This window comes from Achromobacter sp. Root170, assembly GCF_001428165.1.
GTDB lineage: Bacteria > Pseudomonadota > Gammaproteobacteria > Burkholderiales > Burkholderiaceae_B > Achromobacter > Achromobacter mucicolens.
This window is the reverse complement of the sequence record NZ_LMHN01000015.1, coordinates 58,109-84,463: the sequence shown is the minus strand read 5'-3', so window position 1 is coordinate 84,463 and position 26,355 is coordinate 58,109. Positions and strand designations below refer to the sequence as shown.

At 67.2% G+C, this 26,355-nt stretch carries 27 protein-coding genes; 11 read left to right on the top strand and 16 right to left on the bottom strand.

Translation table 11 applies throughout. The features are described 5' to 3' along the window. The first annotated feature begins 184 nt into the window (after positions 1–184). Positions 185–1,084: a LysR family transcriptional regulator gene (locus ASD87_RS14785; RefSeq protein WP_056322933.1), complete on the top strand. Its 900-nt coding sequence runs from the start codon at positions 185–187 to the stop codon at positions 1,082–1,084. A gap of 103 nt (positions 1,085–1,187) precedes the next feature. Here the strand turns inward: ASD87_RS14785 and ASD87_RS14780 are convergent, their stop codons facing one another. From ASD87_RS14780 to ASD87_RS14770, 3 genes are read right to left on the bottom strand one after another with little or no spacing between them, the layout of a single operon-like run. Continuing rightward, entirely contained in the window at positions 1,188–2,291 is a 1,104-nt protein-coding gene (locus tag ASD87_RS14780) for an NAD(P)-dependent alcohol dehydrogenase (protein ID WP_056322931.1), read from the bottom strand. A gap of 3 nt (positions 2,292–2,294) precedes the next feature. Next, a complete protein-coding gene (locus tag ASD87_RS14775) occupies positions 2,295–2,792 on the bottom strand; it encodes a universal stress protein (RefSeq protein ID WP_056322930.1) in 498 nt (165 codons plus the stop codon). Continuing rightward, positions 2,792–3,424, bottom strand: coding sequence for a hypothetical protein (locus ASD87_RS14770; protein WP_056324522.1), 633 nt, complete (start codon positions 3,422–3,424; stop codon positions 2,792–2,794). Before ASD87_RS14770 ends, ASD87_RS14775 begins: the two co-directional genes overlap by 1 nt. A gap of 243 nt (positions 3,425–3,667) precedes the next feature. Between ASD87_RS14770 and ASD87_RS14765 the strand changes: the two genes are divergently transcribed. Next, the gene (locus ASD87_RS14765; RefSeq protein ID WP_056322927.1) at positions 3,668–4,510 is read left to right on the top strand and encodes a L,D-transpeptidase; all 843 of its coding nucleotides are present in this window, start codon (positions 3,668–3,670) and stop codon (positions 4,508–4,510) included. 31 nt (positions 4,511–4,541) lie between these two features. On the opposite strand, the gene ASD87_RS14760 is transcribed toward ASD87_RS14765, so the two are convergent. Together ASD87_RS14760 and ASD87_RS14755 are read right to left on the bottom strand one after the other, a co-directional pair. Further along, complete coding sequence (locus ASD87_RS14760; RefSeq protein ID WP_056322924.1) at positions 4,542–5,072, bottom strand: universal stress protein; 531 nt, start codon at positions 5,070–5,072, stop codon at positions 4,542–4,544. Between the two features lie 15 nt (positions 5,073–5,087). Next, complete coding sequence (locus ASD87_RS14755) at positions 5,088–5,513, bottom strand: Hsp20/alpha crystallin family protein (RefSeq protein ID WP_056322922.1); 426 nt, start codon at positions 5,511–5,513, stop codon at positions 5,088–5,090. A 256-nt stretch (positions 5,514–5,769) separates the two neighbouring features. Here ASD87_RS14755 and ASD87_RS14750 point away from each other — a divergent pair, with 256 nt between their 5' ends. Further along, positions 5,770–6,195, top strand: coding sequence for a universal stress protein (locus ASD87_RS14750; protein WP_056322919.1), 426 nt, complete (start codon positions 5,770–5,772; stop codon positions 6,193–6,195). Positions 6,196–6,206: 11 nt separating this feature from the next. Further along, entirely contained in the window at positions 6,207–8,666 is a 2,460-nt protein-coding gene (locus ASD87_RS14745) for a cation-translocating P-type ATPase (protein WP_056322916.1), read from the top strand. Positions 8,667–8,720: 54 nt separating this feature from the next. On the opposite strand, the gene ASD87_RS14740 is transcribed toward ASD87_RS14745, so the two are convergent. Continuing rightward, complete coding sequence (locus ASD87_RS14740) at positions 8,721–9,233, bottom strand: hypothetical protein (RefSeq protein WP_235512709.1); 513 nt, start codon at positions 9,231–9,233, stop codon at positions 8,721–8,723. A 215-nt stretch (positions 9,234–9,448) separates the two neighbouring features. On the opposite strand from ASD87_RS14740, the gene ASD87_RS14735 reads away from it, so the two are divergent. Further along, entirely contained in the window at positions 9,449–9,892 is a 444-nt protein-coding gene (locus ASD87_RS14735; protein WP_056322914.1) for a DUF695 domain-containing protein, read from the top strand. A gap of 31 nt (positions 9,893–9,923) precedes the next feature. Here the strand turns inward: ASD87_RS14735 and ASD87_RS14730 are convergent, their stop codons facing one another. The 3 genes from ASD87_RS14730 to ASD87_RS27195 are packed head-to-tail and all read right to left on the bottom strand — an operon-like array spanning position 9,924 to position 13,872. Next, positions 9,924–10,916, bottom strand: a complete 993-nt coding sequence (locus ASD87_RS14730) for a tripartite tricarboxylate transporter substrate binding protein (RefSeq protein WP_056322910.1) — start codon at positions 10,914–10,916, stop codon at positions 9,924–9,926. A 32-nt stretch (positions 10,917–10,948) separates the two neighbouring features. Further along, complete coding sequence (locus ASD87_RS14725; RefSeq protein WP_056322907.1) at positions 10,949–13,054, bottom strand: acetate--CoA ligase family protein; 2,106 nt, start codon at positions 13,052–13,054, stop codon at positions 10,949–10,951. After that, positions 13,051–13,872 carry an enoyl-CoA hydratase/isomerase family protein gene (locus ASD87_RS27195; protein WP_056322905.1) on the bottom strand — a complete coding sequence of 274 codons (822 nt, stop codon included), beginning with the start codon at positions 13,870–13,872 and terminating at the stop codon, positions 13,051–13,053. Before ASD87_RS27195 ends, ASD87_RS14725 begins: the two co-directional genes overlap by 4 nt. Positions 13,873–14,003: 131 nt before the next feature. Between ASD87_RS27195 and ASD87_RS14715 the strand changes: the two genes are divergently transcribed. From ASD87_RS14715 to ASD87_RS14695, 5 genes are all read left to right on the top strand, one after another. Continuing rightward, the gene (locus tag ASD87_RS14715; protein WP_056322902.1) at positions 14,004–14,813 is read left to right on the top strand and encodes an IclR family transcriptional regulator; all 810 of its coding nucleotides are present in this window, start codon (positions 14,004–14,006) and stop codon (positions 14,811–14,813) included. A gap of 123 nt (positions 14,814–14,936) precedes the next feature. Continuing rightward, a complete protein-coding gene (locus ASD87_RS14710) occupies positions 14,937–15,449 on the top strand; it encodes a sigma-70 family RNA polymerase sigma factor (protein WP_056322900.1) in 513 nt (170 codons plus the stop codon). Then, on the top strand, positions 15,442–16,365 hold the full coding sequence (locus ASD87_RS14705) for a FecR domain-containing protein (protein ID WP_056322897.1): 924 nt from the start codon (positions 15,442–15,444) through the stop codon (positions 16,363–16,365). Before ASD87_RS14710 ends, ASD87_RS14705 begins: the two co-directional genes overlap by 8 nt. Positions 16,366–16,464: 99 nt before the next feature. Continuing rightward, positions 16,465–18,855 (top strand): TonB-dependent receptor, encoded by a 2,391-nt coding sequence (locus ASD87_RS14700; RefSeq protein WP_056322896.1) that lies wholly within the window; start codon positions 16,465–16,467, stop codon positions 18,853–18,855. 7 nt (positions 18,856–18,862) lie between these two features. Continuing rightward, positions 18,863–20,086, top strand: coding sequence for a PepSY domain-containing protein (locus ASD87_RS14695; RefSeq protein ID WP_056322893.1), 1,224 nt, complete (start codon positions 18,863–18,865; stop codon positions 20,084–20,086). An 18-nt stretch (positions 20,087–20,104) separates the two neighbouring features. On the opposite strand, the gene ASD87_RS14690 is transcribed toward ASD87_RS14695, so the two are convergent. The 4 genes from ASD87_RS14690 to ASD87_RS14675 all read right to left on the bottom strand — a co-directional run bounded on the left by ASD87_RS14690 (position 20,105) and on the right by ASD87_RS14675 (position 22,933). Further along, positions 20,105–21,496: an FAD-binding oxidoreductase gene (locus ASD87_RS14690; protein ID WP_056322891.1), complete on the bottom strand. Its 1,392-nt coding sequence runs from the start codon at positions 21,494–21,496 to the stop codon at positions 20,105–20,107. Between the two features lie 222 nt (positions 21,497–21,718). Continuing rightward, positions 21,719–21,958 carry a hypothetical protein gene (locus tag ASD87_RS14685; protein ID WP_369818539.1) on the bottom strand — a complete coding sequence of 80 codons (240 nt, stop codon included), beginning with the start codon at positions 21,956–21,958 and terminating at the stop codon, positions 21,719–21,721. A gap of 34 nt (positions 21,959–21,992) precedes the next feature. Beyond that, a complete protein-coding gene (locus ASD87_RS14680; protein ID WP_082586287.1) occupies positions 21,993–22,190 on the bottom strand; it encodes a hypothetical protein in 198 nt (65 codons plus the stop codon). Continuing rightward, positions 22,187–22,933 carry a BON domain-containing protein gene (locus tag ASD87_RS14675; protein WP_056322888.1) on the bottom strand — a complete coding sequence of 249 codons (747 nt, stop codon included), beginning with the start codon at positions 22,931–22,933 and terminating at the stop codon, positions 22,187–22,189. Before ASD87_RS14675 ends, ASD87_RS14680 begins: the two co-directional genes overlap by 4 nt. Before the next feature lie 575 nt (positions 22,934–23,508). On the opposite strand from ASD87_RS14675, the gene ASD87_RS14670 reads away from it, so the two are divergent. Continuing rightward, a complete protein-coding gene (locus ASD87_RS14670) occupies positions 23,509–24,039 on the top strand; it encodes a CinA family protein (protein ID WP_056322886.1) in 531 nt (176 codons plus the stop codon). Here ASD87_RS14670 and ASD87_RS14665 read toward each other — a convergent pair. Genes ASD87_RS14665 through ASD87_RS14655 form a run of 3 tightly spaced genes read right to left on the bottom strand, consistent with a single transcriptional unit; the run spans position 23,982 to position 26,349 of the window. Beyond that, complete coding sequence (locus ASD87_RS14665; RefSeq protein ID WP_082586286.1) at positions 23,982–24,719, bottom strand: glycosyltransferase family 2 protein; 738 nt, start codon at positions 24,717–24,719, stop codon at positions 23,982–23,984. The genes ASD87_RS14670 and ASD87_RS14665 overlap by 58 nt on opposite strands. Next, a complete protein-coding gene (locus ASD87_RS14660; RefSeq protein ID WP_056322883.1) occupies positions 24,716–25,318 on the bottom strand; it encodes an SAM-dependent methyltransferase in 603 nt (200 codons plus the stop codon). The genes ASD87_RS14665 and ASD87_RS14660 overlap by 4 nt, the downstream gene beginning before the upstream one ends. Further along, positions 25,306–26,349, bottom strand: a complete 1,044-nt coding sequence (locus tag ASD87_RS14655; RefSeq protein WP_056322880.1) for an acyl-CoA/acyl-ACP dehydrogenase — start codon at positions 26,347–26,349, stop codon at positions 25,306–25,308. Before ASD87_RS14655 ends, ASD87_RS14660 begins: the two co-directional genes overlap by 13 nt. Between the last annotated feature and the right edge of the window lie 6 nt (positions 26,350–26,355).

The window sequence follows — 26,355 nt, the reverse complement described above, 5'->3', positions numbered from 1 at the left end:
CGCTCGTTCTCCGGCTTTTTGAAGCGGATCCGGTCGGCAGGAATTAAGTCAGAGCGAATGGTGCGAGCTTTTGCGATTCCGAAAAAGGGATTAAATTTCAGCGAACTTCATCACTTTTCAGAATATAGGGGTTACCCCTTAAGGGAAAATTCGGAATGAACTCTGCCGATCTCATGGGCGCCGCATGCTGACTTTCAAGCAAATCGAGGCGCTCTATTGGACGGTGCGGCTAGGCACGTTTTCCGCGTCTGCGCAGAAGCTGCACACCACGCAATCGGCAATCACCAAGCGCATCCAGGAGCTGGAAGCCGATTTCGACATCGCGCTCTTTGACCGGTCGGGCCACCGCGCCGAGCTGACGGCCCGGGGTCACGAGATCTACGCGCTGGCCGAGCAGATGCTGGGTCACCGCGACCGCCTGCTGGCGCGCCTGAAGGGGCAGCACACCCTGACGGGCACCTTCCGCTTCGGCATCACGGAGATCACCGCGATGACCTGGCTTCCCGCGCTCATCCGTCTGCTGCGCGTCCACTATCCGCGCATCACGCTGGAGCCCCATATCGATCTGGGCGGCGACCTGCACAAGCGGCTGCTGGCCGGGCAGCTGGACATGGCCTTTCTGCACGGCGAATTCGCCGAGCCGAACCTGCAGGTCGTGGCGTTGCAGCGCCTGGAATTTGCGTGGATGGGCAGTCCCGACCTGATCGACACGAGCCACGTCTACACGCCGGCCGACATCGCCCGCCTGCCGCTGCTGCGTCAGAGCCGCGAGTCCGGCCTGAACATGATCTATGACGAATGGCTGCGCCCCCACACGGCGCAAAGCAACATTTTCACCATCAACAGCTTGATCGCGATGGCCGGGTTGACCGCCGCGGGCTTTGGCGTGAGCTGCCTGCCGCGCGACTATTTTGCCGAGATGGTCAGCACGCGGCAGCTCGTCATTGCGCGCACCAGCGTGGCGCCGCCGCAATCGGTGTACAGCGCGATGTTCCGCCGGGATGCGGACGTGGCGTTTTGCGAGAGCGTGGCCGAACTGGCGGAAAGTTGCTGCGAATTTTCCGTGGGTTGGCGATTACGTTGAAGTGCGCGCGCAACCAGCACCTGGCCAGGCCAGCCGAGGATGCGGCCCGCCACGACGGCCGCCCAGGCGCGCCACGGCGCCGCCGGGGCTGCTTGTAGAGGAATCAGGCCCCCGGCCGGATCGCAACCTTCAGCACGTTATCCCGCTGATTGGCGAACAGGTCGTACGCGTCCTCGATCTGGTCCAGCGCAAAGCGATGCGTGACCATTTTTGCGAGATCCAGGCGGCCCGACTGCAACACGTTCATCAGCCGGCGCATGCGCTCTTTGCCGCCCGGGCAGAGCGCCGTGTTGATCTTGTGGTCGCCCAGACCGGCGGCAAACGCGGATACCGGGATCTTCAAGTCGGCGGAATAGACGCCCAGACTGGACAACGTGCCTCCCGGCTTCAATACGCGCAGGGCAGATTCAAAGGTGCTTTGCTGGCCCAGCGCTTCGATGGCCGAGTCCACGCCTTTGCCGCCAGTGAGACGCAGGATTTCCTCGACGACGTCGCAATCATGGAAGTTCAGGACGATATCGGCGCCCCACTGGCGAGATATTTCCAGACGCCGCGCATTGCCGTCCACGCCGATGACCGTGGTGGCGCCCAGCAACCGGGCGCCCGCCGCCGCGCACAGTCCGATCGGGCCCTGCGCAAACACGGCGACCGTGTCGCCAATGCGGATGTTGGCGTTTTCGGCGCCCTTGAATCCGGTGGACATGATGTCCGGGCACATCAGCACCTGCTCGTCGCTCAGGCCGTCTGGCACGGGCGCGAGATTGGCCTGCGCGTCGGGAACCAGCAGGTATTCGGCTTGGGCGCCATCGATCATGTTGCCGAAGCGCCACCCCGCGGTGGCGCGGTAGCCGTGACATCCGCACATGCCACTGGCCACCAGATAGCTGCCGTCCTGCGAAGGCGCACCATCCTGCGCGGCGTAGGAATTGAAATTCGGGCAGATCGCGCCGGCGATCACGCGCTGGCCCTCGGAATAACCCGTCACGGCGCTTCCCAGCTTTTCGATGACGCCGACGGGTTCATGGCCGATCGTCAGGCCCGGCTGCACCGGATACTCGCCCTTGAGAATGTGGATATCCGTGCCGCAAATGGTGGTGGTGGTGATCTTGATCAACGCGTCATTGGGCCCGACGTCCGGAATGCGTTTTTCGCGTATTTCAATGCGGCCCGGGCTGGCAAAGACGACTGCTTTCATGGTGGTATTCATGCCCTACCTCCAACTGTTGACGAGTGGTTGAACGGCCTTTGGCGCAGCCTCGCGCACGAGCAGCAAGGGGACGGCCACGCCGCGCGGCAGGTTCGGGGCCGGGCTGGCCATCGGCATCCTGCGCACGTCGCGCGACCGGTGCGCCCCGATCACGATCAGATCGGCCTCCCAGGCCCGGGCCTCGGCCGCCAGGCATTCCTCGAACGAGCGTTCGCCTGCTTCGACGAGCGCGCTATCGACGGCAATGCAGTTGGCGCGCACCTTTGTTGCCGCATTGCGCAGCAGTTCGGCGGCATGCTCAAACAATAGCGCCTGAATTTCCGCCGGGAAATAGCAATTTGCGCCTAGCGCGCCGGACGACGGCCGAGGCTGGACGATACAGATCAGCCGAATGACACCGTCATGGAGAAAGGCCAGGCGTATTGCCTCATCCAACCCCGATTCAGAGGTCGAGCTGCCGTCAATCGGTATGAGAATCCGTCTATACATGGCCGAGAGCATCAAGGTTGGAAGGGAATTCCGGTTTTTCCGCGGCAGGCATCGGCTTCATCGGCGCACATGTAAACCGGGACCTTGACGAACAGCATGCCCTGGAGCGACAGGCCTCGAACCAGTTCGGTTGCCGACAGGATGAAGCCCGCGATCGGTTCGACGACCAGCTCGCGCGCGGCCATGACGGTTTCGTCCAGGATCTGGATGGTTCCGCTGGCGCCCTCTTCCCACCCCGGCCCGGCCTGGAACCCGCGCAGGGCCGCATAGGACGAGAAGACCAGGATCAGCGCCTTGTCGTTCAGCCCAAGCACCGAGCCCGGCGGACTGGCGATGACGTTGTAGTAATAGCGCCCCTCGGCGGCGTCGATCAGTACACCGCGCCCATAGGCCATCCCCAGGATGCTTCCGTCGGCGTGCAAGGCCGGCACGACCAGCACGCCAAATGACCGGCCAACCAGCGCCTTGGCCGCGGGCGACAGACGATAGAGCCGCGACAGCGTGGCCTCGGCTTCCTGATCAACGCGGTTCAACAGGCCGGGCGGTACCGGCATCAACGAATCCGCCGGCTGTCCGAGCGCGGCGCTAGCCGGCAGCAGAGCCAGAATCAGGTGAAGCAACACGGCGAGGACGCTTGTCTTCATGGGTTTCATCTTGAACCTGTCTGGCAAGCGCTTGTTGACCAAAATCACGAATTCGACGCTGACCGGCGGCCCTTGCGGTGGGGCTTGGTCGAACGATCCTTCGCACGCGTGCCGCATCCTGGCCGGCACGGACGTCGCAATTGGAAGAGAGATTGACCGGCGTCAATCGCGTCCGCGGCAGCCGCGCGATCATGCTTGCATGGCCAGGCCCGCGGCCTGGTACGCGAAAGCGCCGGAGACACCATGAAAAACAAGCCGAGTTCCGTTGGGAGATCGGGCCATGGCCCCGCCACCGCCCGGGCTGCCGTGTGGTGCGCCGTCCTGTCGGCGATGATGACCAGCCCGGTACCGGCTCAGGTCACGCCGCAGGACGTCATGCAGACCTTTGCGCTGCGCGTTGCGCCCGCGCTGACGGTTCCGGCCGACGAGCAGATCCGCTATGCAAGCCTGGCGCTGGGGATGCTCAAGGAAGCGGGGCTCGGCCTATTGGGCCCCCAGTACGCCCTCGTGGTCGACCGCAATCCAAAGGTACAGGCGGTCTTCCTCTTTTGGCTGCCCGCCATCGGCATGCCCGTCCATGTGGGCGCGGCGCCGGTGTCTACCGGCAGGATCGGCCAGTTCGATCACTTTGAAACGCCCACGGGCGTGTACCCGCATACCTTGGCCAATCCGGACTTCCGCGCCCAGGGCACGAAGAACGCGAATGGCATCCTGGGCTACGGCGCCAAGGGCATGCGGGTCTATGACTTCGGCTGGCAGCAGGCATTGCGGGGATGGGGCAATGGCGGCGTCAGCACGATGCGCCTGCAGATGCACGCGACCGATCCCGTCCTGCTGGAGTCCAAGCTGGGAACGCCGCAATCCAAAGGCTGCATCCGCATTCCGGCAACCCTGAACCGCTTGCTCGACAGCTACGGATTGCTGGACGCCGACTACGAGCTCGCGGCCGATCTGATCGCGCCGCCGTGGGTGCTGCAACCCGGCAGGACGCCAGCAAATGGCGCTGGACGCTATCTGATCATCGTCGACACCGAACGCGAGAGCCGGCCGGGCTGGGCCGTGCCGGCGCGCGCTGCCGCACGTTGATTGACCGGTCCGATCCGCCTGCCTGGTGGATTCAGGACGAGTCGACGCGATACGCAAGCCTAGAGGCGATTTCGGCCTGACGCCCGCCGTGCACTGAGAGGCGTTGCGCTTTTCGCGCCGATTCGTGCACCAGCAGCATGGGCGCGGCGCGGCGGGCGCTCCTGGCTCCGGCGCCCCGGGGGATGGCATTAAAGCCGTCCCCCCCGCGAGCGCCCATGACGATCAGATCCGCGCCCCACGCGTCGGCCTCCTGGGCCACGCGCTCCTCGAAGGATTGTTCGCCTGCCTCGAACAGCGCGCTATCGACCGGGATGCAACGTGCGCGCACCCGGCGCGCGGCGTTGCGCAGCACTTGAACGCCAAGCTCGCGCGACAGCATGCGCACCTCTTTTGGGGAATAGCAATCCGCGCCGATCCGCGAGGACAAGGGCAGTTCCCCGACCACGCAGATCAATCGAATGCGGGCGCCGTTGCACACGGCCAGACGCATGGCTTCGTCCAGCCCCAGTTCGGCGGTCTGGCTGCCGTCGATGGGAATGAGGATCCGTCTATACAGGGACATGGCTGTAAACCGCCGTCATTCGATCTGCAGCGTCTTGTTCCGGCTTCCGGCCGATTTGGGTAGTGTCAGGGTCAGGACGCCGTTCTCGCAGACCGCCTTGGCGGCCGCTTCATCGATGGGGCTGGCCAGCGACACGGAGCGTTGAACCTGGCCCCAGAAACGCTCCCGGCGGATGACGTTTCCCGCCTCTTTCGTTTCACTGTGCTTTTCCTTGTTGGCCGAGATCATCACCGTGTTGCCATCGATCTGCACGGTGATGTCCTTCTTGTCGATCCCGGGCACGTCGGCCTTCAGGACGTACTTGTCGCCTGCCTCGGTGACATCGATGTCCATCCGGGGGGCCTGATCCTCCCCGTTCTGCCGGATCGGCCGCAGGAACGCCTGGAAAACGTCCGCGAAGGGTTCGCTCGAAAATGGGCTGTATTGCGTCAAGCGCGACATGGCTATCTCCTTATCGTGAGGATGAGACGCGGGAGGTTCGCCCGCCTCTCCATGTTGCCCCCGTCCGGAATCGCCAAATTGACCTTTGTCATGCAGAAATCGGGGACAAACGTCGGGCCCCGCGCAGACCTGGCCGCGCTCGTCCAGGCGATCGGGCGAAAGCTTGACTGACGTCAACTTCCACGACCGCATCGGCGCGATGATGGCATCACGCCCGAGCCATGCGGCCCGGGCGGACACTGCTATCGGAGGGGTTGTGAAAAACGTGCTTATCCCCGTTGACGGATCGGGCAATTCCCTGCGCGCCGTGCGCTATGTGGTCGACCAGGTCCGCGAACATGGCCCTTGCGCCATCCACCTGCTGAATGTGCAGCCGCCCATTGCTTCCGGCACGATATCGGCATTCTTTGAGCCGGATGCCATCGAGGAATTCTATGAGGACGAAGCCAAGGCCGCCCTCGCGGAGTCGGAGGCCTTGCTGGACCGCTCGGGCATCGTCTATCAAAAGGCGACGCGGGTGGGCAACATTGCCGAATGCATCAAGGCCCACGCCACCGAGCAGGGTTGCGACCATATCGTCATGGGGTCGCGAGGACTGGGCGCGGCCGGCAGCCTGTTTCTGGGATCGACCACGCTGAAGGTGCTGCACACGGTTCACATTCCGGTGGTGCTGATCACCTAGGCCGATGCGCCATGCCTTCGCCGGACCATCAGCGCACCCTGGCCTCGATCAGCCTGGATCTGGTCAAGGATCCGATGTTCGCGTTGCTGCTGGCCGGCGGCGGCCTGTACACGCTTCTGGGCGCCTGGCAGGAAGCGGCGCTGTTGCTGCTTTTTGTACTGGTCATTTTTGCGCTGACGGTGGCGCAGTCATTACGTACCGCACGCGCCCTTGACGCATTGGATCGTCTGGCGGCGCCCCGCGCCCTGCTGCTGCGCGACGGCAAGCGGCACTGGGTGCCGTCGGCCGAACTGAAGCCGGGCGATGCGGTGCTGCTTGCCGAAGGCAACCGCGTCCCCGCGGACGGCCGGTTGACGGACGGCGAGGGTCTGCTGGTGGACGAGTCGCCGCTTACCGGCGAGTTCCAGCCCGTGTACAAGCGGCCATCGGGCACGGTTGAGGGCGATGCCGACGTGCTGAGCGGGACGCTGGTGCTGTCAGGAACCGGCACCCTGCGCGTTCTTGCCGTGGGAGACGACACGCGGTTGGGCGCGCTGGGCCAGTCGATTCGGCAACTGACGCCGGAACGCGCGCCCCTGGAACTGCAGACCCGCCATTTCATCCTGCGGTTCATGTGGGTGGGGTTCTTCCTGTCGCTGGCCACCTGGGCCCTGTACGTCTACATGCGGGGAGGATGGTTCGAAGGAATGCTGGCGGGCATCGCGTTGGCGATGAGTCTGCTTCCGCAGGATTTCCCCGTCATCGTGACCATCTTCTCCGCGCTGGAAGCCCGGCGCATCGCGGGCGAAGGCGTGCTTGTCCGCAAGCTGAGCGTGGTCGAAACCCTGGGCAAGACCACCGTGTTGTGCGCCGACAAGACGGGCACCATGACGACAAACACCATGGTCGTTCGCGCGCTTTACGCTGGCTCAGTGCGCATCGATGCCGCCGATCTCGCGGGCGCGGCGGCGGATTGCGCGGCCGAGGCCATGACCCTGGCCGAAACGCTTGCGCTGGCGAGCGTGCCCGATTCCGGGGATGCAATGGAGGACGCCTTTCGCATTTTTGCCGCGTCGCTTGGCAGGCATCCGCCGGCGGGCGGTCTTGCCTTGGTTAAAGCCTATCCCTTCTCGTCCGCACGGTTGGCTGTGATCCACGTCTGGACTACAGCGCAAGCGGATGACGCCCGTCTCGCGTGCAAGGGCGCGCCGGAGGCGGTGTTCAAGCTTTGCCAGCTGTCGCCGGCACGCACGGCGCAGCTGCAGGCCGAGGTCCAGCGCATGGCCGCGGCGGGGCTGAGGGTGTTGGCGGCTGCCAGCGGGCGCTGGCCGAACGGGCGGCTTCCCGATCAGCCCGACGACCTGCCGCTGCAGTTCGCGGGCTTGGTAGGCCTGGAAAATCCGCTGAAGGAAGGCGTGGCCGAGTCGGTCGCCGCGTGCGATGCGGCGGGCATACGCGTGCTGATGCTGACGGGCGATCATCCGGAGACGGCCCGCGCCATTGCCCGCCAGGCGGGCATTCCGGCGGACTACGTGGCTGAAGGCGATGTGCTGGCGCGGGAAGGCGGCGAGCATCTGGCCGAACTGGTCGGCCGCACCTGCGTTTACGCGCGCGTAAAGCCGGAACAGAAGCTGCGCCTGGTCCAGATGCTCAAGCGGCAAGGCGCCATCGTTGCGATGACGGGAGACGGCGTCAACGACGCCCCCGCATTGCGCGCGGCCCACGTCGGCATCGCCATGGGCGCGCGTGGCACCGATGTCGCGCGCGAAGCCGCCGACCTTGTCCTGACCCGCGACGATTTCTCCGACATTTTGAACGCGGTCCGGCAAAGCCGCCGCCTGTTCGACAACCTGTCCAAGGCTATCGTCTACATCGTCGCGGCGCATGTGCCGATCGCCGGGCTGGTGATCCTGCCACTGCTCTTTGGCTGGCCGGAACTGCTGCGCCCGGCCCATGTGGCGTTCCTGGAGATCGTCATCGGCCCCCTGTGCGGACTGGCTTTCGAGTCCGTCGCGGCAGAGCCGGACCTGATGCGCCGCCCTCCCCTGCCCGTCGAGAAGCCGCTGTTTTCACTACGAACCTTCCTGATTGGCCTGGCCCAGGGGCTGGCGCTGTTGGCATCCGCCGGCGTTCTCTACGCCTGGCTGCAGCAGACCCAGACGCCCGCGGATACCGCGCGCGCCACCGCCTTCTGTGCGCTGGTGCTGGGCAATCTGACCTTGATGGTCAACAACCGCTCGCCCCATCAGCGGCATGCCGGCACATGGGACGGCGCCACCCGGCTGGCGGTCGCGGCGACGCTGGCGCTGCTGGCCCTGACGCTGCAATGGCCTGCCCTGCGCGGGCTGTTCGAATTCGGCCCCCTGGGCATCCGGGAATGGACGGCGGCACTGCTGGCCGCAGTGACAGTGTGGCCGGTGGCGCGTGGACTGCGGCCGCTGGGCCGGCCGCTGAGCGCGGCAGGCGCGCTGCCATGCGGAGCCGCTCGATAACGCCGCGACGCGACTGGCGTCGCCACTGCCAGGCGCACGCGCGCACCGCGGCGGTCACCGTTGTGGCGTGGCCGAATTGAGTTGCTGCTGCAGCATCTGCTCCATCATCCGCTGCTGCATTCCCATGTATTGGTCGCGCATGTATTGATGTTCCCGGACCTGTTCAGGCGTCAGTCCGGAGTAATTGCCTCTCATGGCGTTCCACCCCATCATCGGGCCTCCCCGATGATGCGGGCCGCCGCCCCCCTGCGCGCAGCAAGGTCCCATGCCGCCCGTCCACATCTGGCGCATCATGCCCATGGTGTTCTGCATGAGCTGCCGATGCTCAAGCAAGAGCTTCTGCCGCGCATCCGGATCGGTGGTCTTCTGGATCTCATCCATCTGCTTTTGCATGTTTTCCAGATTCTCCCTGACTTGCGCAGCCTGTTTGTCGAAGTTCTGGACATTGCCGCCCGGCGAGGCCGGCTGGGCCGGGCGCGCGGGCGCGTCGCTGGGCGGCGCGGCAAGCGCCAGGCCAGGGGCCGACAAGGCAAGCATTGCGGCAATGGCCGCAGTCTTCATGTTCATGATCGATCTCCACCCGATTGCCAATCGCACAAGGTTCACTGCGCGCAACGCCTGCGCAGCGCCAGCATAGATCGGCCAGAAACCCCGAAATTGACAATCGTCAACATCCCCGAGGCCCCTGCGCAGGGCCGCTGCAAGGGCACCGCGGCCCGTCTGGACCGCTTGCGATAGACTCGTGGCCTGTTTCGACGAAGTAGTGAAAAGGAGTTCAAGCAATGCCCAGCATTTTTCCAGGCGATCTTTGGGCGGTGGGCGAAGCCCGCGTCAACGGACTGCCGGTCGTCATCCGCTTTCGCAACGGTCTGCCGGCCGAGGCCGACCGCCAGATCAACGAGAACCTGATCATCATCACGTGGCCGTACGAGGGCATCGAATCGGGCATGCCCAATGATGAAGACAAGCAGCGCACCAACCGTTTCGAAGAGGCCGTCGAGCAGGGCTTCGAGAATTCGGACGCCGGCGTGCAGGTGGCCTGCCTGACGGGCAATCATCAGAAAGAGTGGCGCTACTACACGCCGAATGTCGAGGCGTTTCTGGATGCGTTCAACAAGTGCCTGGCGGGGCATCCCGTGTATCCGATTCAATTGCGCATGTTCCAGGATCCGGACTGGAAGGCGCTGTCGGAATTGCAGCCGGAAGGGTCCGACCAGCTGCATTGAACGCACGCCCGCGAACACCGGGCAGGCCCGCTCAGGGCTTGTCCGTGATTCCGGCGTCCTGGATGATCCGGCTCCAGCGCGCCTCTTCCTCCTTGACGTACTCGCCCAGCGCGGCGGGCGTGCCCACATCGGGCGCCAGGCCTTCCAGCTCCAGCGCCGCGCGGAAATCCGGGTCGTCGGACGCCTTCCTGATTGCCGCGTTCAACGTGTCGATGACGGCGGGCGGCGTGCCGTTCGGCACGAACACGCCATACCAGCTATCCACGAAATATCCCGCCTCGCCCGCTTCCGCGACGGTCGGCACATCGGGATAGGCCGGCGAACGCTGCTTCGTGGTCACGGCCAGTGCGCGCAGCTGGCCGCTCTTGATGTGGCCGCTGACGCTGGCCGAGGTCGAGAAGATCATGTCGATCTGCCCGCCGATCAGGTCGTTGATGCCGGGACCGGCGCCCTTGTAGGGCACGTGCAGGATGTCCACCTTGCCCAGGCTCTTGAAGAGCTCGCCCGCCAGATGGGCCGAGGTGCCGTTGCCATAGGATCCAAACGTCAGCTTGCCGGGATGGGCGCGCGCATAGGTAAGGATCTCCTGCACGCTCTTGAACGGCGAGTTCGGCGGCACCACCAGCACGTTGGGCGATTTGCCGATCATCGCGACCGGCGCGAAGGCCCGCTCGGTATCGTAGGGCAGCTTCTTGTGAATGGCCGGGTTCACCGCATGAGCAAACGTGGCCATCAGCAAGGTGTAGCCGTCAGGCGGACTCTTGGCCACGTTCTCCGTGCCGATGATGGTGCTGCCGCCCGGGCGGTTTTCCACCACCACGGTCTGCCCCAATTCCTGCGTCAGGCCCTTGGCCAACTGGCGCGCGATCAGGTCGGTGCCGCCGCCCGGCGTGAACGGCACGACGATGCGCAAGGGCCTGTCGGGGTAGGCCGCGCGCGCCTGCGACGCGGCCAATGCGCCCAGCGCCAGTACCGCCGCGGCCATGGCGATGCCGCCACGCGTGAAGAAGTTTTGCTGTTTCATGGTTGTCTCCTGTTTTTATCCACCCGCCTGAACTAGTTCAAGCGGCTTTGCAGGACGGCCACGCCGTCCGCCGCGCAAACGCCCTGGCCCGCAGGCCGAACGAAGAGCGGATTGATTTCGGCTTCGACGAGGACGTCTCCCAACGCGCCCGCCATGCGTGAGAACGCGACGACGGCGGCGACCAACGCCGGCACGTCGGCGCGCTCGCGCCCGCGGTAGCCGTCCAGCAAGGGCCAGGTCTTGAGCCGCCGCAGCCCGGCCATCACCTGCGCCGGCGACAGGCCGGTCCCGTCTTCGGGCAGCATCAAGAGCGTCGTATCCCGGACCAGTTCGGCGACCACGCCCCCCATGCCAAGCAGAATGGCCGACCCCAGCGGATCCCGGTGCAGGCCGACGATCACTTCCGCCGCACCGGTCACCATCTCCTGGACCAGGAAGGCGCGAGGCGTGTCGCCGGTATGGCGCAGGACGTCCTCGCGCATCTGCCGCAGCCGTGCGGGCACGTCCTCCTGCGCCACGTTCACGGCCACGCCGCCCACGTCGCTCTTGTGCGTGATGTCGCGCGACAGCAGCTTGAGCACGACCCGCGGGCCCAGCGCGGCTGCGGCCTGCGAGGCCTGCGCCTCGTCCTGCACGACGATTTCCTTGACGCTTGGCACCCCGAAGCGGGCAAAGAGCGCCTTGGCCTGCGCCTCGTCCAGCGATCCGCCTTCTCCAAGTTCCAGGCCGTCCGGCAACCCGGCGTTCGGCAGCGCCGCGTTGTCCGCCTCAACGCGCGCCTGTGCCTGCCACATCGCCGCCATGGCCGCGCTGACGCCTTCGGGCGTGTGAAACGCCGGTATGCCGTAGCGGCCAAGCACCTCGGCGGCGCGGGGCGCGTGCGGGCTGATGTAGGCCATCACGGGCTTGGTGGCGCCAGCCAACGTGTCCTTCAACGCGCCTGCCATCAGTTCGGGCTGCGCCACGCCGGACGAACCGACGATCACCACCAGCGCGTCATAGCTGCCGCTGTCGAGCAGAATGCGGATGGCGCCGCGCAGCAGTTCGGGCTGCAGGCCCGCCAGCGTGACGTCGATGGGATTGCGGTCCAGCGCGGCGGGCGTGCCGGGTTGCAGGGCGCGCAGCGCCGCGCCGGTGGCGTCGTCAGGCGCCGGCAGCTCGAACCCCGCGAGGCCCAGGCAGTCCGCCACCAGCGTGCCGGCGCCGCCCGTCGATGTCAGGATCGCAACGCGGCGTCCGGGGAGCTTGCGTGCGTGCGCCAGCGCAGCCGGAATATCCAGCAGGTCCGAAAAGGTCTGCGCCCGGATGACGCCCGCATCCTCGAAAAGCGCGTCGTACATGGCGTCGGCGCCGGCCAGCGCCCCGGTGTGCGACGCTGCCGCACGCGCACCCGATTCCGAACGCCCGATCTTGAACGCCACCACCGGTTTACCCGCGGCCCGCGCCTTGCGCGCGGCGGCGCGGAACTTGGCGGGATGGCGAATGCTCTCGACGTACAGCGCGATGACGCGCGTGGCGGGGTCGTCGGCCAGCGCGTCCACGAAGTCGGCCAGTTCCAGGTCGGCCTCGTTGCTGGTCGAAATCAGCTTGGACAGGCCCACGCCGCGGGCGGCGGCGCGCGACAGCAGCGCCCCCAGGATGCCGCCGCTTTGCGAGACGAGCCCCACCGCGCCGGGCTGCAGGTCGTCGATTTCCAGGGCGCCGCTGGCCGACAGCGTGACCCGGTCGGTCAGGTTGACCAGGCCGATGGTGTTCGGTCCCAGAATGCGCATGGCGCCAGCGGCCTCGCGCAGCGCTTGCTGGCGGCGCGCGCCCTCCTCGCCGCTTTCCGAGTATCCGCTTGCCAGCACGATGGCTGCGCCCGTGCCGATGGCGGACAGCTCGCGAACGGCCTGCTGCGTGCGCTCGGCGCCCAGCACCACGATGGCGACGTCGGGCGCCTGCGGCAGCGAGCGGATGTCGGGGTAGCAACGCAATCCGTCGATCTCGGACGCCTTCGGATTGACGGGGTAGATGCTGCCCTGAAACCCGTGCTTGCGCAGGTAGGCCACGGGCCGGCCCGAGGTCTTGGCGGGGTCGGCCGACGCCCCGACCACTGCCACGCTGCGGGGCCGCAGCAGCTTGTCCAGGGCGCTCACGGCTTCTCTCCCTGGGCGCGGGCTGCCTGCGCCTGCGCCATCTTTTTCAGAAACTCGGCCACGGCGTCGCGGTGCTCGGCGCTGGTGTAGCAGATGCCTTGCGCCTGGCTGCCCATGGCAAACACCTGGTCGGCCGTCAGTTCGAACGTCTGGTCCAGGATCGACTTGCCCAGCGCCAGCGCCGTGGCCGAGCCCTGGCTCAATTCGGCCGCCCACGCCTGGGCCGCCTCCACTTCTGTACCGGCCGGCACGAGCCGGTCGGCGATGCCCAGTTGCAGGGCCTCCTGCGCCGCCACCTTGCGCCCGGAATAGATCAATTCCTTCGCGCGCGCCAGGCCGACGCGGCGCGGCAGGAAATACATGCCGCCACCGTCCGGAATGAGGCCGCGTGCAATGTAGCTCCACGTGAACGAGGCGCTGTCGGACGCCACGATGAAGTCGCAACTGAGCGCCGTATCCGCCCCCAACCCCGCCGCCGCGCCGTTCACCGCCGCGATCGTCGGCTTGGGCATGTTGAACAGCAGCCCTTGCGCGTGATGCACGCGCTGCTGGCGCGACCATCCGTTGAATCCGACCTCGCCGGCGGGCGCGTCCATCCTGCCCTGCATGCCGGCAATGTCGCCCCCTGCGCAGAATCCCTTGCCCTCGCCCGTCAGCACCAGCGCGCGGATCGCGCGGTCCTGTGCGACGTGCTCCAGCGCCTGGATCAATTCGCTGCGCATTGCGTCGCTGATCGCGTTGCGCTTGTCGGGGCGGTTCAGTGTCAGCGTCGCCACGCCGTCCCGCGTCTGCAGTCTGATGAATTCGTAGTCAGCCATTTCCGTGCTCCGTCGTTTCCGGGGCCAGCCCCGGAATCCACAACGGCTGCCGGGCTGGCAACACCGACAAGGTAGGCGCTACAGTGTGCAAATGCACCGCCCCATTTCCATCTAGTGGAATTGCTTCAACCATGCCCGCCGCAACCGAATCCGCTACCGCCGCCAGCCGCCGCTTCACCGGCGTCAGCCAGAACCGCTCGCTGGAACGCGGCCTGGAGATCCTTCGCGCGTTCAAGCCGGGCACGGACCTGCTGGGCAATGGCGATCTGGCCGAACGCACGGGCCTGTCGGCGGCAACGGTCAGCAGGCTGACGCAGACCCTCGTGACCAGCGGCTTTCTGGAACACGACCGGCGTGCGCGCGCCTATCGCCTGGCCGCGCCGGTGCTCAGCCTGGGACACGCCATGCACGCCTCGTCGCCGGTGCTGCGCGCGGCCACGCCGCTGATGCGCGAGGTGTCCGTCAAGCAGCGCCTGAACGTGGGCCTGGCCAGCGCCGACCGGGCCGACATGGTCTACCTGGAATCCATCCGCTACAACCGCAAGGCGTCCCTGCGCACCATCGTTGCGGGCCAGCGGGTTCCGATCGAGCTGACGTCGCTGGGCCGCGCCTACCTGGCGACGCTGGACGCCGACACGCGCGACGCCCTGCTGGACCAGATCCGGCGGGGCTATCGCAGCGCCACCTGGAAGCCGATCCGCGCGGACATCGACAGCGCCATCGCCAAGGTGACGGCGCGCGGATATTGCGTGGCGTCGTGGCAGCCGGGCGTGGTGGCGCTGTCCACGCCGCTACGCCCGCTGGGCGGCCCGGCAATGGCGCTGAACATCAGCCTCACCACCGACGACGCGCCGTCCGCGGTGGCGCAGCGGCATGCCCCGGATCTGCTGGCGCTGAAAGCGGGCATCGAGCACGAGCTGGAAAGCCAGCGTCCCGCCTGACACCTGCCCCCCCTCGGATTCCCTGATGCCGCCCCCCGCAAACCGCTGATACAATAAGAACCATTCTCAATCTCGACACCTTCCGTCCGGGATTGCCAACGTCTCCCCTTTCGCCGCACTTCCATGACTCGCAGCCTGGCGCCGGATCACCATCATGTGGGCGCACTCTATGTGGACCATCATCGCTGGCTGGTGAACTGGCTGCGCAGAAAGCTGGGGTGCGGCTTTGACGCCGCCGATATCGCGCAAGACACCTTTCATCGGCTGTTGGCCGCGCCCGAGCGCGCCCGCGGCCTGCAAGAGCCGCGCGCCTACCTGACGACGCTGGCGCACGGCCTGGCCGTGGACCACATCCGCCGGCGCAAGCTGGAGCGGGCCTATCTCGACGAGCTGGCCCTGCTGCCAGAAGCCCAGGCCCCTTCTCCCGAAACCCGCGCCCTGCTGCTCGAAACCCTGGTGCGCATCGACCGCATGCTGGACGGCCTGAACGCCAAGGCGAAGGCGGCGTTCCTGATGTCCCGGCTGGACGGCATGACCTATCCCGACATCGCGGCAACCTTGCGCGTGTCGGTGAGCTCCATCGAAAAATACATGGCCGCCGCCATCCGTCATTGCTACGAACTGCGCTATGGCTGATCGCGCCGTGGTGCTGGATCGCGCCATTTCCTTTGCGGTGCGCCTGAACTCGGGCCACGCCGATGCCGCCGAGCACGAGGCCTGCCGCCGCTGGCGCGAGGCCGACGCCGAACACGAACGGGTCTGGCGCCAGTTGCAGGCGATCGAGACGGATCTGCGCGCAGTGTCCGGCTCGGCGGCGGCGTCCGCGCTGCGAGCCGCCCCCGCCCGCGGCCGCCGCCGCGTCCTTGCCATGCTGGCGTTGGGAACGGTGGGCGCTGGCGCGACGCTGGCGTGGCGCGACGGCGCCTGGGATCGCATGACCGCCGACTACCGCAGCGGCGTCGGCGAGCGTCGCCGGTTCGCGCTGGAGGGCGGGGCCGAACTGTGGCTGAACACGGGCAGCGCCGTGCGGACCGACCCGGGCGGCCGGCGCCTTACCCTGCTGGCCGGCGAGCTGCGCATGGACACGGGCGCGGCGCCCGCCCCGTGGGAAGTGCGCACGCGCCAGGCGCGTTTCACCGCCACGCAGGCGCGCTTTCTGCTGCGCACGATCGAAGACGCCACGCTGCTGGACATGCAGCGCGGCGACTTGCGCATTGCCCCCTTGCACGGCGCCGAATCGCGCGCCGAGCCCGGCGGGCGCTACCGCGTGACGGACCGCGATGCACGGCGCGAACCCGCCGCGCCGTTTGACGCCGATAGCTGGGCCGACGGCGTGCTGACCGTGCGTGGCATGCGGCTCGCGGACTTCCTGCAGGAACTGTCGCGCTATCAGCGCGGCTGGATCAGCTGCGATCCCGCCGTGGCCGATCTGCGGGTGTCGGGCGTCTTCCTGCTGGACGACCTGCCGGGCGCGCTCAATACGCTGTCCCGCGCGCTGCCCACGCGGATCGAGCGCTACGCGGGCCTGTGGACCCGCGTGCTGCCCGCCTGAATGCCGTTACAACTTTTTGGCGATTCCGTTTACGGGTTTTGGCGACCTCGTTCGACATAGGGAATGACAACCCCCGTTTGAACCAGGATCGCCTACGTCATGTCCCGCTCTGCCCGCCCCACCCCGACGCGCCTTCTGCGCCTGCTTCCGCTATGCGCCGCGCTGGCGCTTGCCCCCGCCGTTCATGCCCAGTCCGCGCGCGTGACGGTCGAACAGGCCGCCGCGCCGCTTGAGAGCGCCTTGAACCAGTACGCCGCGTCGGCGCGGGTGACGCTGTCGTTCGATCCGTCGCTCACCACGGGCCGGCAGGCGCCGGCGCTGCACGGGCCCTACGCCATCGCCGAGGGCTTTGCGGCGCTGCTGGCAGGCAGCGGCCTGGTCGCCGAGCAGACGGGCGAACGACACTTCGTCATCCGGCCCGCTGCACCGTCGGTCAGCACGCTGGCCCCCGTCACGGTGACGGGCGACTCGGCGGCCGAACGCTACAACCCGCCGACCACGGTGGGTTCCAAGACGCCGCTCACGCAGCGCCAGATTCCGCAGTCGATCAGCGTGGTCACGCAAGAGCGGATGCGCCAGCAGGCCATGCAGACGCTGGACGATGCGATGCGCAACACGGCGGGCGTCACCGTCGAACGCCGCGACAACAGCCGCTCGATCTTCCACTCGCGCGGTTTTGACATGACGTCGTATCAGATCGACGGCATTCCCACGCAATACGACTGGCGCATGCTGTCCTCGACGGACCTTGCCATCTACGACCGCGTCGAGGTCCTGAAAGGCCCCGCAGGCCTGTACAACGGCGCCGGCGGGCTGGGCGGCGCGATCAACCTGGTCCACAAGCGCCCGCAAAAGGAATTCGGCTTCGAAGGCAGCGTCTCGGCCGGCTCGTGGGACAACTACCGCTCCGAGGTCGACCTGACCGGCGGCCTGAACGAGGACGGCTCGCTACGCGGGCGGCTGGTTGGCGTCTACCAGGACCGCCGCTTCTTCTACGACAAAACCAACGAGCAGCATTCCGTGCTGTACGGTGCGCTGGCGTATGACTTCACGCCGCGCACCACGCTGACGGTGGGCGGCGGCCGCCAGGAACGCGACATCCACGCGTCGATGTGGTCGATCCCGGCGCTCATGACCGTGGGCCCCGGCGGCCAGCCCAGTTTTTCGCTGGCCGACATCAAGCGCTCCACCTTCATCGGCGCCGACTGGAACCGTGACCAGTTCACGTCCACCGAAGCCTTCGCCGACGTGGAGCACCGCCTGGACAATGGCTGGACCGCCAAGCTGTCCGGCCGCTACGCCGAAAACAAGCTGGACCGCGAGCAGGCGTACGGCTGGGGGCCGGCCAACACCTCGAACAACCTGATCCAGCTGCTGTCGGCCAAGGGTCCGACGCGGCAGGCGCAGACGTCCTACGACGCCTACGCCGACGGCCCCTTCCAGCTGTTCGGCCGCCAGCACAATCTGACGCTGGGCGCCAACTACACCGACTCGCGCTTTGACAACGCGTGGAACTATCCGACGCCGAACTGGGCGCCGCGCATCGACATCACGAACCCGCGCTCGGACTTCGACCGCCTGGACTATGCCTTCAACAACAGCAACCACGCGCGCACCAAGCAATGGGGCCTCTACAGCAACCTGCGCCTGCGTCTGGCCGAGCCGCTGACGCTGGTGGCGGGCGGGCGCTTCAGCTGGTGGGACCTGACTTCGAACCAGCGCACGCTCACCGCGGAAAAGGCGCAGCAGGCCAATTACGACGGCAAGTTCACGCCCAACCTGGGCCTGATCTATGACCTGAACGACACCTATTCGGTCTATACCAGCTACTCCGAGATCTTCCTGCCGCAGAACGGATACACCACGGCGGACGGCAGCATGCTCAAGCCGCTGGAAGGCAAGCAGATCGAGGCCGGCATCAAGGGCGAATACCTGGACGGCGCGCTCAATGCCTCGTTTGCGGTGTTCGAGATCCGCGACGAGAACCGCGCCACGCTCTCGCCGGATTCCACCACGGTCTACACGGCCAACGGCAAGACGCGCAACCGCGGCTTCGAACTGCAGGTCAACGGCGAGATCCAGCCGGGCTGGAACATCTACGCCGGCTACACGTGGCTGCAGACCCGCGTGGACCAAAGCGCCTCGTACGACTCGAACGTGACCGCCGTCGCGCCGCGCCATCTGCTGCGGCTGTGGACGGATTACCGGCTGCCGGGCGTGGCAAACCGGTGGACCATCGGCGGCGGCGTCAACGTGCAAAGCGGCACCTACGTTGCCCTGCCGCAGTACAACGGCGCGCGGCTGGAGCAAGGTGGCTATGCGACGGTCGACATGAAGATCGGCTACGAGATCAACCGCAACCTGGATGTGGCGCTCAACGTCACCAACCTGTTCGACCGCAAGTATTACGCGACCATCAGCTCGCCGCGCTCGCAGAACATCTTTGGCGAGCCGCAGGCCTTCCTGCTGACGCTGCGCGCCAAGTACTGAGCGCGGCATGGCGATCGCAGCGCGCCCGTTCTGGGTCCGCGTGCACCGATGGGCGGGGCTGGCCACCGCCCTGTTCCTGTGCGTGGCCGGGCTGACGGGCAGCATCCTGGCGTTCAAGGAAGACCTGGACCTCTGGTTGAATCCGCAGCTGTTCCTGGCGCCCGCCGAGGGACGCGCGCTGCTGGATCCCTTCGTCCTGCGCGACACGGTTCGCGCGCAGTTGCCGTGGGCCGGCATCGAGCAGGTGCCGCTGCGGCGCGAGGCGGACCGGGCCGTGGTCTTTCGGCTGACGCCGCGGCAGGATGCGGCCACCGGGCGCATGCTGCCGCTGCCCGCCACGCATGCCTTCGCGGATCCCTACAGCGGCAAGGTACTGGGCTGGCGCAACGAGGGTGCGGTGTCGCTCGCGCGCGAGAACCTGCTGCCCTTCATCTACCGGCTGCATCTGGATCTGACGCTGCCCGGCGTCTGGGGCCGCTTGCTGTACGGCATGATCGCGCTCATCTGGACGCTGGACTGTTTTGCAGGCTTTTACCTGACCCTGCCGTCCAAGGGCGCAAAGCGCGCGGGATTCTGGCGCGGGTGGCGGCCCGCCTGGTCGGTCAAGCAAGGCGCCTCGGCGGCGCGCGTCACGCTGGATCTGCACCGCGCCTTCGGCCTCTGGCTGTGGGCCCTGCTGCTGGTGTATGCATGGTCCAGCGTCATGTTCAACCTGCGGGCCCAGGTGTACCAGCCGGTGATGTCGGTCATCATGCCGTTCGACACATCGTGGCGCGGCGCGCCCGTCCTGCCGCAGCCGCTTTCCACGCCCGCGCTGGAAGGCCCGGCCGCCCTTGCGGCCGCGCGCCGCGCGATGGGCGAACTGGCAAAAGAGCGCGGCTTTACCGTGGATGGCGAGGAGTCGCTGATGCTGGACCGGCGGCGCGGCGTGTACGCGTACCTGGCGCATAGCGACGCCGACCTGCGTCGCCACGTGGGCAACACCGCCATCCTGATCGACGCCAACACGGGCGAGCGGCGCGGCATGTACCTGCCCACGCGCGGCGCATGGGGCGACACCTTCAGCAACTGGCTGGGCGCGCTGCACATGGCGCATGTCTTCGGCCTGCCCTATCGGATCTTCGCCTGCCTGCTCGGGCTGATCGTCGTCATGCTGTCCGTGACCGGCGTGCTGATCTGGCGGCGCAAGCAGCGGGGCCGGTCGCATGCCGCAATGCGCCGGCCGGGCTGACACGCCGCCCCGCATGCCTCAAGGCGCGGACGGCCTGATGTTCTGGTTGTGCCGGAAGAGGTTGTGCGGATCGTAGCGGGTCTTTACCTGCACCAGCCGGTCGAAGTTTTCACCATAGGCCGCGCCCACCCTTGCCGTCTCGTCCTGCGTCAGGAAGTTGACGTACACACCGCCCTGCGACCAGGGCTCGGTCGCCTTGAAAATGTCGCGCGTCCAGGCGATGCACCGCGCATCGTCTCCGGGATCGTCCCAACGTCCGTGCACATTCATGGCGAACTGCGCGGACCGGTGCGGATAGGCCGTGGCGGAAACGGGCACACGCATCGCCGCGCCGGCAATGTGGCCGAAAAAAATCTCGCATTGCGGTGACGGCACGTTCTGGACCGCCGACACGACGGCGTCGATCAGCCCGTCCTGCAGCTCACCGATGTTGTGAGACTTCCAGTAGTTGCGCGCGCCGGGCGTCAGCAAGGGATCGAACGCCTTCTGCCAGGCTGCATAAGGCATCGGCCCGAGGTGCTCGCCATAGGGTTCGCCCAAGGCCCGCACCGCCTCCAGCGCCTGCGGCCCCTTGTCCACCCCGCCCGTGTAGCACGCGGCGAAGGCGACGATGGGCTTTCCGTGCACGGACGCCGGCAAGAACGGCAGCGGCGGCGCCTGGCGCAGCACGGCCCACACGGTCAGCTCCGGCGGCATCGATGGCAATGCGTCGCGGTAGCGCGCCAACGCCTTGCGGCCCTGCTCGAGCGGCATCACCACCAGACCGCCGTAAACCTCGGGGCCCACGGGATGAAGCTGGAACTCGAACATCGTGACCACACCGAAATTGCCGCCGCCCCCGCGCAGCGCCCAGAACAGATCCGGGTTCTCCGATTCACTGGCGCGCAGCATCTGGCCGTCGGCGGTGACGACATCCGTAGACACCAGATTGTCGATAGTCAAGCCAAACCTGCGCGTCAACCAGCCAAAACCGCCTCCCAACGTCAGGCCCGCCACGCCGGTCGTGGAGTTGATGCCCAAGGGCACCGCCAGGCCGAACGCCTGCGCTTCGTGATCCAGGTCGGACAACGTGGCGCCCGGTTCCACGTAGGCCCTGGCGCGCGCCGGATCGATACGCACCGATTTCATGGGCGACAGGTCGATCATCATGCCGCCGTCGCAGACGGCGGTGCCCGCGATATTGTGGCCGCCGCCCCGCACCGAAATCACCAGGCCGTGTTCGCGCGCGTAATCCACGGCGCGACGCACGTCGGCCGGCCCGGCGCATCGCGCGATGACGGCAGGCCGCCGGTCCACCGTGGCGTTCCAGATTTTTCGGGCCTCGTCGTAACCGGCATCGCCGGCCGACAGGATCTGACCCCGGGCCGCCGCCCGCAGATCGTCCAAACTACTGCTGGACAGGTTGTTCATCACACATCTCCTTGATGGCGATGTCTTTACAAACCGCGTGTAAAGCCGTCTATCTGCTGGGGCGCGACATGGGAATTGCCTCCTTGGAAAAGGGGCCATGACCCTGTGCACATGAATGCCCGGCGAACGCCGCGCGGGGGGAAGGCGGCAGACGCCCTGTGTCGTGCGCCGGAGCGTGCGTGATGGAAAAAGTATAGGCCTTTGGCCCGGCCGTCAGGCGCCCTATGAATCGTTTTTAAGGACGCCGCGCACGTTGAGCACGGCCAATCCTAGTTGCAGCGCAATAAGCGCCCACGCGTCGTCGTGTAGCCCCCAGGCCACCCACAACACGTTGCTGGCAAGAAATACCCAGAAACCGGCCGTGCGCCGGGCAGGGCTGCGCGAGGCGACCAGCCAGGCGGCGGCAAGCGACGCCGCCATGGCCGGCCATTGCAGGAAGTCCCACAACGCGTCCAGCGTCATCGGCTACGGTTCCTGCTCAATGCACAGGACAGGATCAAGGCTTGGACCGCGCGCCCTGCCCGCGGTTGCGCTGGCTCTGCTGGTCCTGGCCAGTCCCGATCTGCGTGGTATGGCCCTCCTTTTTGGTGCGGTTCTGCGTGTCGCCGTGGCTCGCCTGCGATTGCCGGGGCGTATCGTCCTGGGTGCGGTCCGCGCCGGTCTCGTTGTGCTTGTCGTCCATCTGCTTGGTCATGATTTGCTCCTTTCATTGACGCGGATCCGGTTGTCGACGTCGTTGACGCCGGCGCACTCCACGGTGCAATCCTCGATGTGATGCTTGATGCGGCGGTTGGGGACGGTGCCCTCCAGCACGACCCGGCCATCGGTGACCGAAACCGACACGTCGCTCACGTCCAGGCCGCTATGGGCGAGCGCCTCGCAGACGTTCTCGCGAATCCGGTCGTCCGAACGGATGTAGCCCTTGGGATCGGTCCTGCGCGATGCGCGGTCGCGCCACGCCGTCGGGCCACGGTTGTACCCGCCGCGCTCGGCGGTTTCGAAGGACATGGATTCCTCGCGCCAGGCCGGACGGTCGCCGTAATAGCCGCCTTCGTCGTCGCCAAAGGACGTGGGGCCGTCGTAGGACTGATCGCGGCCGTAGGCGCGGTCCCGACCGCCCTGATCGCGGCCCTGGCCGCCCGCGCCGCGGCGCTGATCCCCATATCGGTCTCGCGCGTCATGGTGGCGGTCATCGCCGCCACGCCCGCGACCCTGCCCCTCAACCACCTGTTGACGCTGAAACGAGGGATCTTCGTTCGAGAATCCGCCGTAGCTGCTCTGGCCAGGATCCGCGCTGCGGCTGCGCACAGGCTCTCGCGTCTCGCGCGCGCCGCCCTGGCGCGTGCCTTCGCTCTGGTATCCGAACGAAGGCGCGGGATCCTGCCACGGTTCCCGCTCGCCGCGAAATGCCGACGTGTTCCTCGGGTCTCTGCTCATATCGTCTCTCCCGTTGCAAGTTGCACATCAAGCGGGCCGGCTTCGGGGGCAACTGCGCGCCCTCGCCCGCCCGCCTGGTCAGGGCAGCAAGTGCTGTGCCGGACGGACGCAGCCCGTCTGACCGCACAAGGTCCACGCTGTATGGCCGATAGGCCAAAGGCAGTCGCGGTGCTAAGAATGGAGCATGCGGTCAGAACGCCGTGGCAAGGCCCAACAACCGCATCCGGCAACACGACACACGACATTCAGGAGATGAAATATGGCTTCAGGATCCAGGCTGTCCGATGTAATCGTAAAACTCCCCGATCGCTCCACCTGCCGCGTAGAACGGCGTTTGATCGCAAGGAGAACGCAAGAAGCATCCGGTGTCCCCATCTACGTCTGCACCCTTCCGACCGGCGAACCCGTCACGTGGCTGGGGGGAGGAAAATACCGGCTGCCGTGCGGGTCGGTGGGGGTGGCGGTGGCGCACAAACCGCCTGACAGGTGACGGGGCAGGCAGTTGGCACGCGGGCGGCACGCGGGCGGCACGCAGCTTGCTGGCCGCCCGGGCATTCACGCCAGGAGGGACGCGAATGAATGCCATCGAACGAGTTGCCGCGTACATGCACGAGCACTCGCTGCAACTGGTGACGGCCGAGTCGTGCACGGCTGGGCTGATTGCCGCCACGCTTGCCGACATACCGGGCGCGGGCGCGTTGCTGGACTGCGCGTTCGTGACCTACTCGCCGCAGGCCAAGCAGAAGTGCCTGGGCGTGGCGGCGCGTACGCTGCAGCGCCACAATCTGACCAGTGAAGCGGTGGCCAGGGAAATGGCGCTGGGCGCCGCCCGCAACAGTCCGGCGAACGTCGCAATCTCAAACACGGGCGTCACCGACGGCACCGACCCCGACATTCCCGCCGGCACGCAGTGTTACGCATGGGTATTCAAGGCCGGCCCCGCCGATGGCGCGCCCGCCGTCTACACCGAGACGACGCGTTTCGAAGGCGACCGCAACGCGATCCGGCGGGCCAGCGCGCAGCACGCGCTGGCCAGGATGATTGCCTATCACGAGCAGTGGCAGAACGGCGTTCCGGCCTCCCCGTCCGGCTCCGGGTCCGGCTGAGCGACCTCGACGCCTGCCGCCGCGTCCCACCCTCTGCGCAGCGCGGTCGCGAATCCGCCTTCGACGCGCGAATACGGCCGGGCGCTGGTGGTCACGCGCGGCAGGCAAGACCATGCGATGTGCGCGCCGCCGGCTTCCAGCTTGTCGACCAGGGCCTGGTCCTCGCTGCAGGTCAACGCCGCAAAACCGCCAATGCGCCGGTACACGTGCGCCGCGACGCCCAGGTTCGCCCCGTGCACATGCCGGTGGCCATCGCGGTCCTGGTAATGCGCGGCGAACGCACCGCGCGCCCGCTGCGCAAACGCGCCGTGCGCTTCCCATCCCGCGACCGATATCGTGCCGCACACCACTTCCGCGTCCAAGGAAAGCTGGTCGGCCAGCCAATCGGGCGACACGTTCGTGTCGGCATCGGTGAAGGCCAGCCACCGCGCGCCGGCATCCAGCAGATGATGCGCGCCGGCGGCACGCGCAACGCCCACGTTGCGCGCGTGGACCGTCAACAGATCCACCGGCCAGCCGGCGACGATTCCCGCAGTGCGATCCACGCAGTGATCCAGCACCACCGCGATCCGCACCGCTTCGCCGCCCAGCCGCGCATGGCGCGAGGCGCGCAGTACGGCGCGCAGGCAGTCCTCGATATGGCGCTCTTCGTTGTGCGCCGGAATACACACGCCGATCATGAATCGCTTCCTTGAGATTGTCTGCGCCATACATCCAGGCGGAACTCGGGCTCTTCGTGCCGCGCCGTGCACACCAGGCCGGGCAGCGCGCCGAGCGCGGCATGCAACGCATCCGTGGGCTGGAGACGGTCATCGAAGTCCGGGCGCCAGTGGCAGGCGACGAGTTCGCCGCCGGCGCCCAGCGACGCGTCCACGCCATGCAAAAAAGCGCGAAGCGCCGCGTCGTCCAGGTAATACGCCACTTCCGACAGCACGATGAGGTCAAAGCCGTCCGGCGGCACGTCAGGCCACTGCCGCGGCAGGTCCAAGGGCAGCACCGCGACGTGGTCCAGGCCCTCGCCCGCCATGCGCTCGCCGCAACGCGCGGCTGCCGCAGGCGCGACGTCGACGGCGCAGACCTGCGCGCACCGCAGCGCCAGGCATCGGGTCAACTCCCCCGTGCCGCAACCCGGCTCAAAGGCGTGGCGATAGTGTTCGCGGCCGAGCGCCGCCAGCAGCAGGCCGCGCTTGCGGCGTTCGTACCAAGCGCTTGCCACGCGCCACGGGTCGGCGTCGGCGCGGTACAGCCGTTCGAAGTGATCCGCGGCTACAGCGCCCATGGCGCGCCCTCGTGGTTAAGCACCGCTTGTCCGTGCGCGGCCTGGTCGCGTTCGGCATGGCTCTGACGGATGAAGACGGGCAGATCGGCCATCACCTGCGCAAAGCCGGCGTCGCGGCACAACGGCCCCGCGCCCAGCGCGCGCGCCGCCCGTTCCACCACCACGGCCGCCGCCGCCTCCACGGCCAAGCGGGCTCGCGCGCAAGCCATCGCGCACGACTGGCGCGGATGCGCATCGATCTCGGCAGCGGTCTCGCGCAGCACTGCCCGCGCCTGCGCCAGGGCGACGTCAACGGCGCCCAGATGCGCGAGGCGATGCGGGTCGGCGGACGTCACCGGCAACGCCGCGCGCAACGACTGCGCAATGTGCACCAGCCCGCCATACCAGCACGCCGCGACACCGGCGCCGCCGTGCAGGAAACCGGGGCGATTCACGTAGGCGCCGGGCTTGCCTACCAGCGTGCACGGCACGTGACTGAAGGCCACGTCGACGCTGGCCGACGCGCGCATGCCCACGGCGTGCCAGCCGGCATCGGTCACCTTGACGCCATCCTGATCCATTGCCACCGCGACCAGACAGGGTTCTCCGGCCGGATTCCAACCGCTGACGAGCGCGTGCGTCACGGATGCCGCGCCGGAACACCAGGCCTTGACGCCGTGCAGCAGCGCCGAACCATCGGCGCGCTGCGTGATCTGGACGCGGTGATCCGGGGGTTCGGCGCACCACACGGCCCAGCGGCTATTCGCCATCGAGGGCGCGGGCGACGCCTGTAACTCCGCCAGGATGGCGAGCGCATCGGTGTGGCCCTCGAAAAGCTTGGCCAGGCTGAGATCCGCTGCCGCCACGCGGGCCAGCGCCTGCCACCGTTCGCGCGTGCGGCCCGAGGCGGGCAGCGGCAACCGGCCGCAACCCTGGTCGACAAGGATCCGCAGCCACCGCCCGGGATCGAGCGGCGCATGGGCATCTGAAAGTGCCTGATCGAGGATGTGCAGGCAGGACGGCTGAGCGGCAGGGCCGTGATGGTCTGTCATGAAGAT

Bases quoted from the DNA above. Each gene is read 5' to 3' on its own strand.
- ASD87_RS14785 (WP_056322933.1), top strand. From the start codon at position 185: ATGCTGACTTTCAAGCAAATCGAGGCGCTCTATTGGACGGTGCGGCTA.
- ASD87_RS14780 (WP_056322931.1), bottom strand. From the start codon at position 2,291: ATGAATACCACCATGAAAGCAGTCGTCTTTGCCAGCCCGGGCCGCATT.
- ASD87_RS14775 (WP_056322930.1), bottom strand. From the start codon at position 2,792: ATGCTCTCGGCCATGTATAGACGGATTCTCATACCGATTGACGGCAGC.
- ASD87_RS14770 (WP_056324522.1), bottom strand. From the start codon at position 3,424: ATGAAGACAAGCGTCCTCGCCGTGTTGCTTCACCTGATTCTGGCTCTG.
- ASD87_RS14765 (WP_056322927.1), top strand. From the start codon at position 3,668: ATGAAAAACAAGCCGAGTTCCGTTGGGAGATCGGGCCATGGCCCCGCC.
- ASD87_RS14760 (WP_056322924.1), bottom strand. From the start codon at position 5,072: ATGTCCCTGTATAGACGGATCCTCATTCCCATCGACGGCAGCCAGACC.
- ASD87_RS14755 (WP_056322922.1), bottom strand. From the start codon at position 5,513: ATGTCGCGCTTGACGCAATACAGCCCATTTTCGAGCGAACCCTTCGCG.
- ASD87_RS14745 (WP_056322916.1), top strand. From the start codon at position 6,207: ATGCCTTCGCCGGACCATCAGCGCACCCTGGCCTCGATCAGCCTGGAT.
- ASD87_RS14740 (WP_235512709.1), bottom strand. From the start codon at position 9,233: ATGAACATGAAGACTGCGGCCATTGCCGCAATGCTTGCCTTGTCGGCC.
- ASD87_RS14735 (WP_056322914.1), top strand. From the start codon at position 9,449: ATGCCCAGCATTTTTCCAGGCGATCTTTGGGCGGTGGGCGAAGCCCGC.
- ASD87_RS14730 (WP_056322910.1), bottom strand. From the start codon at position 10,916: ATGAAACAGCAAAACTTCTTCACGCGTGGCGGCATCGCCATGGCCGCG.
- ASD87_RS27195 (WP_056322905.1), bottom strand. From the start codon at position 13,872: ATGGCTGACTACGAATTCATCAGACTGCAGACGCGGGACGGCGTGGCG.
- ASD87_RS14715 (WP_056322902.1), top strand. From the start codon at position 14,004: ATGCCCGCCGCAACCGAATCCGCTACCGCCGCCAGCCGCCGCTTCACC.
- ASD87_RS14710 (WP_056322900.1), top strand. From the start codon at position 14,937: ATGACTCGCAGCCTGGCGCCGGATCACCATCATGTGGGCGCACTCTAT.
- ASD87_RS14705 (WP_056322897.1), top strand. From the start codon at position 15,442: ATGGCTGATCGCGCCGTGGTGCTGGATCGCGCCATTTCCTTTGCGGTG.
- ASD87_RS14700 (WP_056322896.1), top strand. From the start codon at position 16,465: ATGTCCCGCTCTGCCCGCCCCACCCCGACGCGCCTTCTGCGCCTGCTT.
- ASD87_RS14695 (WP_056322893.1), top strand. From the start codon at position 18,863: ATGGCGATCGCAGCGCGCCCGTTCTGGGTCCGCGTGCACCGATGGGCG.
- ASD87_RS14690 (WP_056322891.1), bottom strand. From the start codon at position 21,496: ATGAACAACCTGTCCAGCAGTAGTTTGGACGATCTGCGGGCGGCGGCC.
- ASD87_RS14685 (WP_369818539.1), bottom strand. From the start codon at position 21,958: ATGACGCTGGACGCGTTGTGGGACTTCCTGCAATGGCCGGCCATGGCG.
- ASD87_RS14680 (WP_082586287.1), bottom strand. From the start codon at position 22,190: ATGACCAAGCAGATGGACGACAAGCACAACGAGACCGGCGCGGACCGC.
- ASD87_RS14675 (WP_056322888.1), bottom strand. From the start codon at position 22,933: ATGAGCAGAGACCCGAGGAACACGTCGGCATTTCGCGGCGAGCGGGAA.
- ASD87_RS14670 (WP_056322886.1), top strand. From the start codon at position 23,509: ATGAATGCCATCGAACGAGTTGCCGCGTACATGCACGAGCACTCGCTG.
- ASD87_RS14665 (WP_082586286.1), bottom strand. From the start codon at position 24,719: ATGATCGGCGTGTGTATTCCGGCGCACAACGAAGAGCGCCATATCGAG.
- ASD87_RS14660 (WP_056322883.1), bottom strand. From the start codon at position 25,318: ATGGGCGCTGTAGCCGCGGATCACTTCGAACGGCTGTACCGCGCCGAC.
- ASD87_RS14655 (WP_056322880.1), bottom strand. From the start codon at position 26,349: ATGACAGACCATCACGGCCCTGCCGCTCAGCCGTCCTGCCTGCACATC.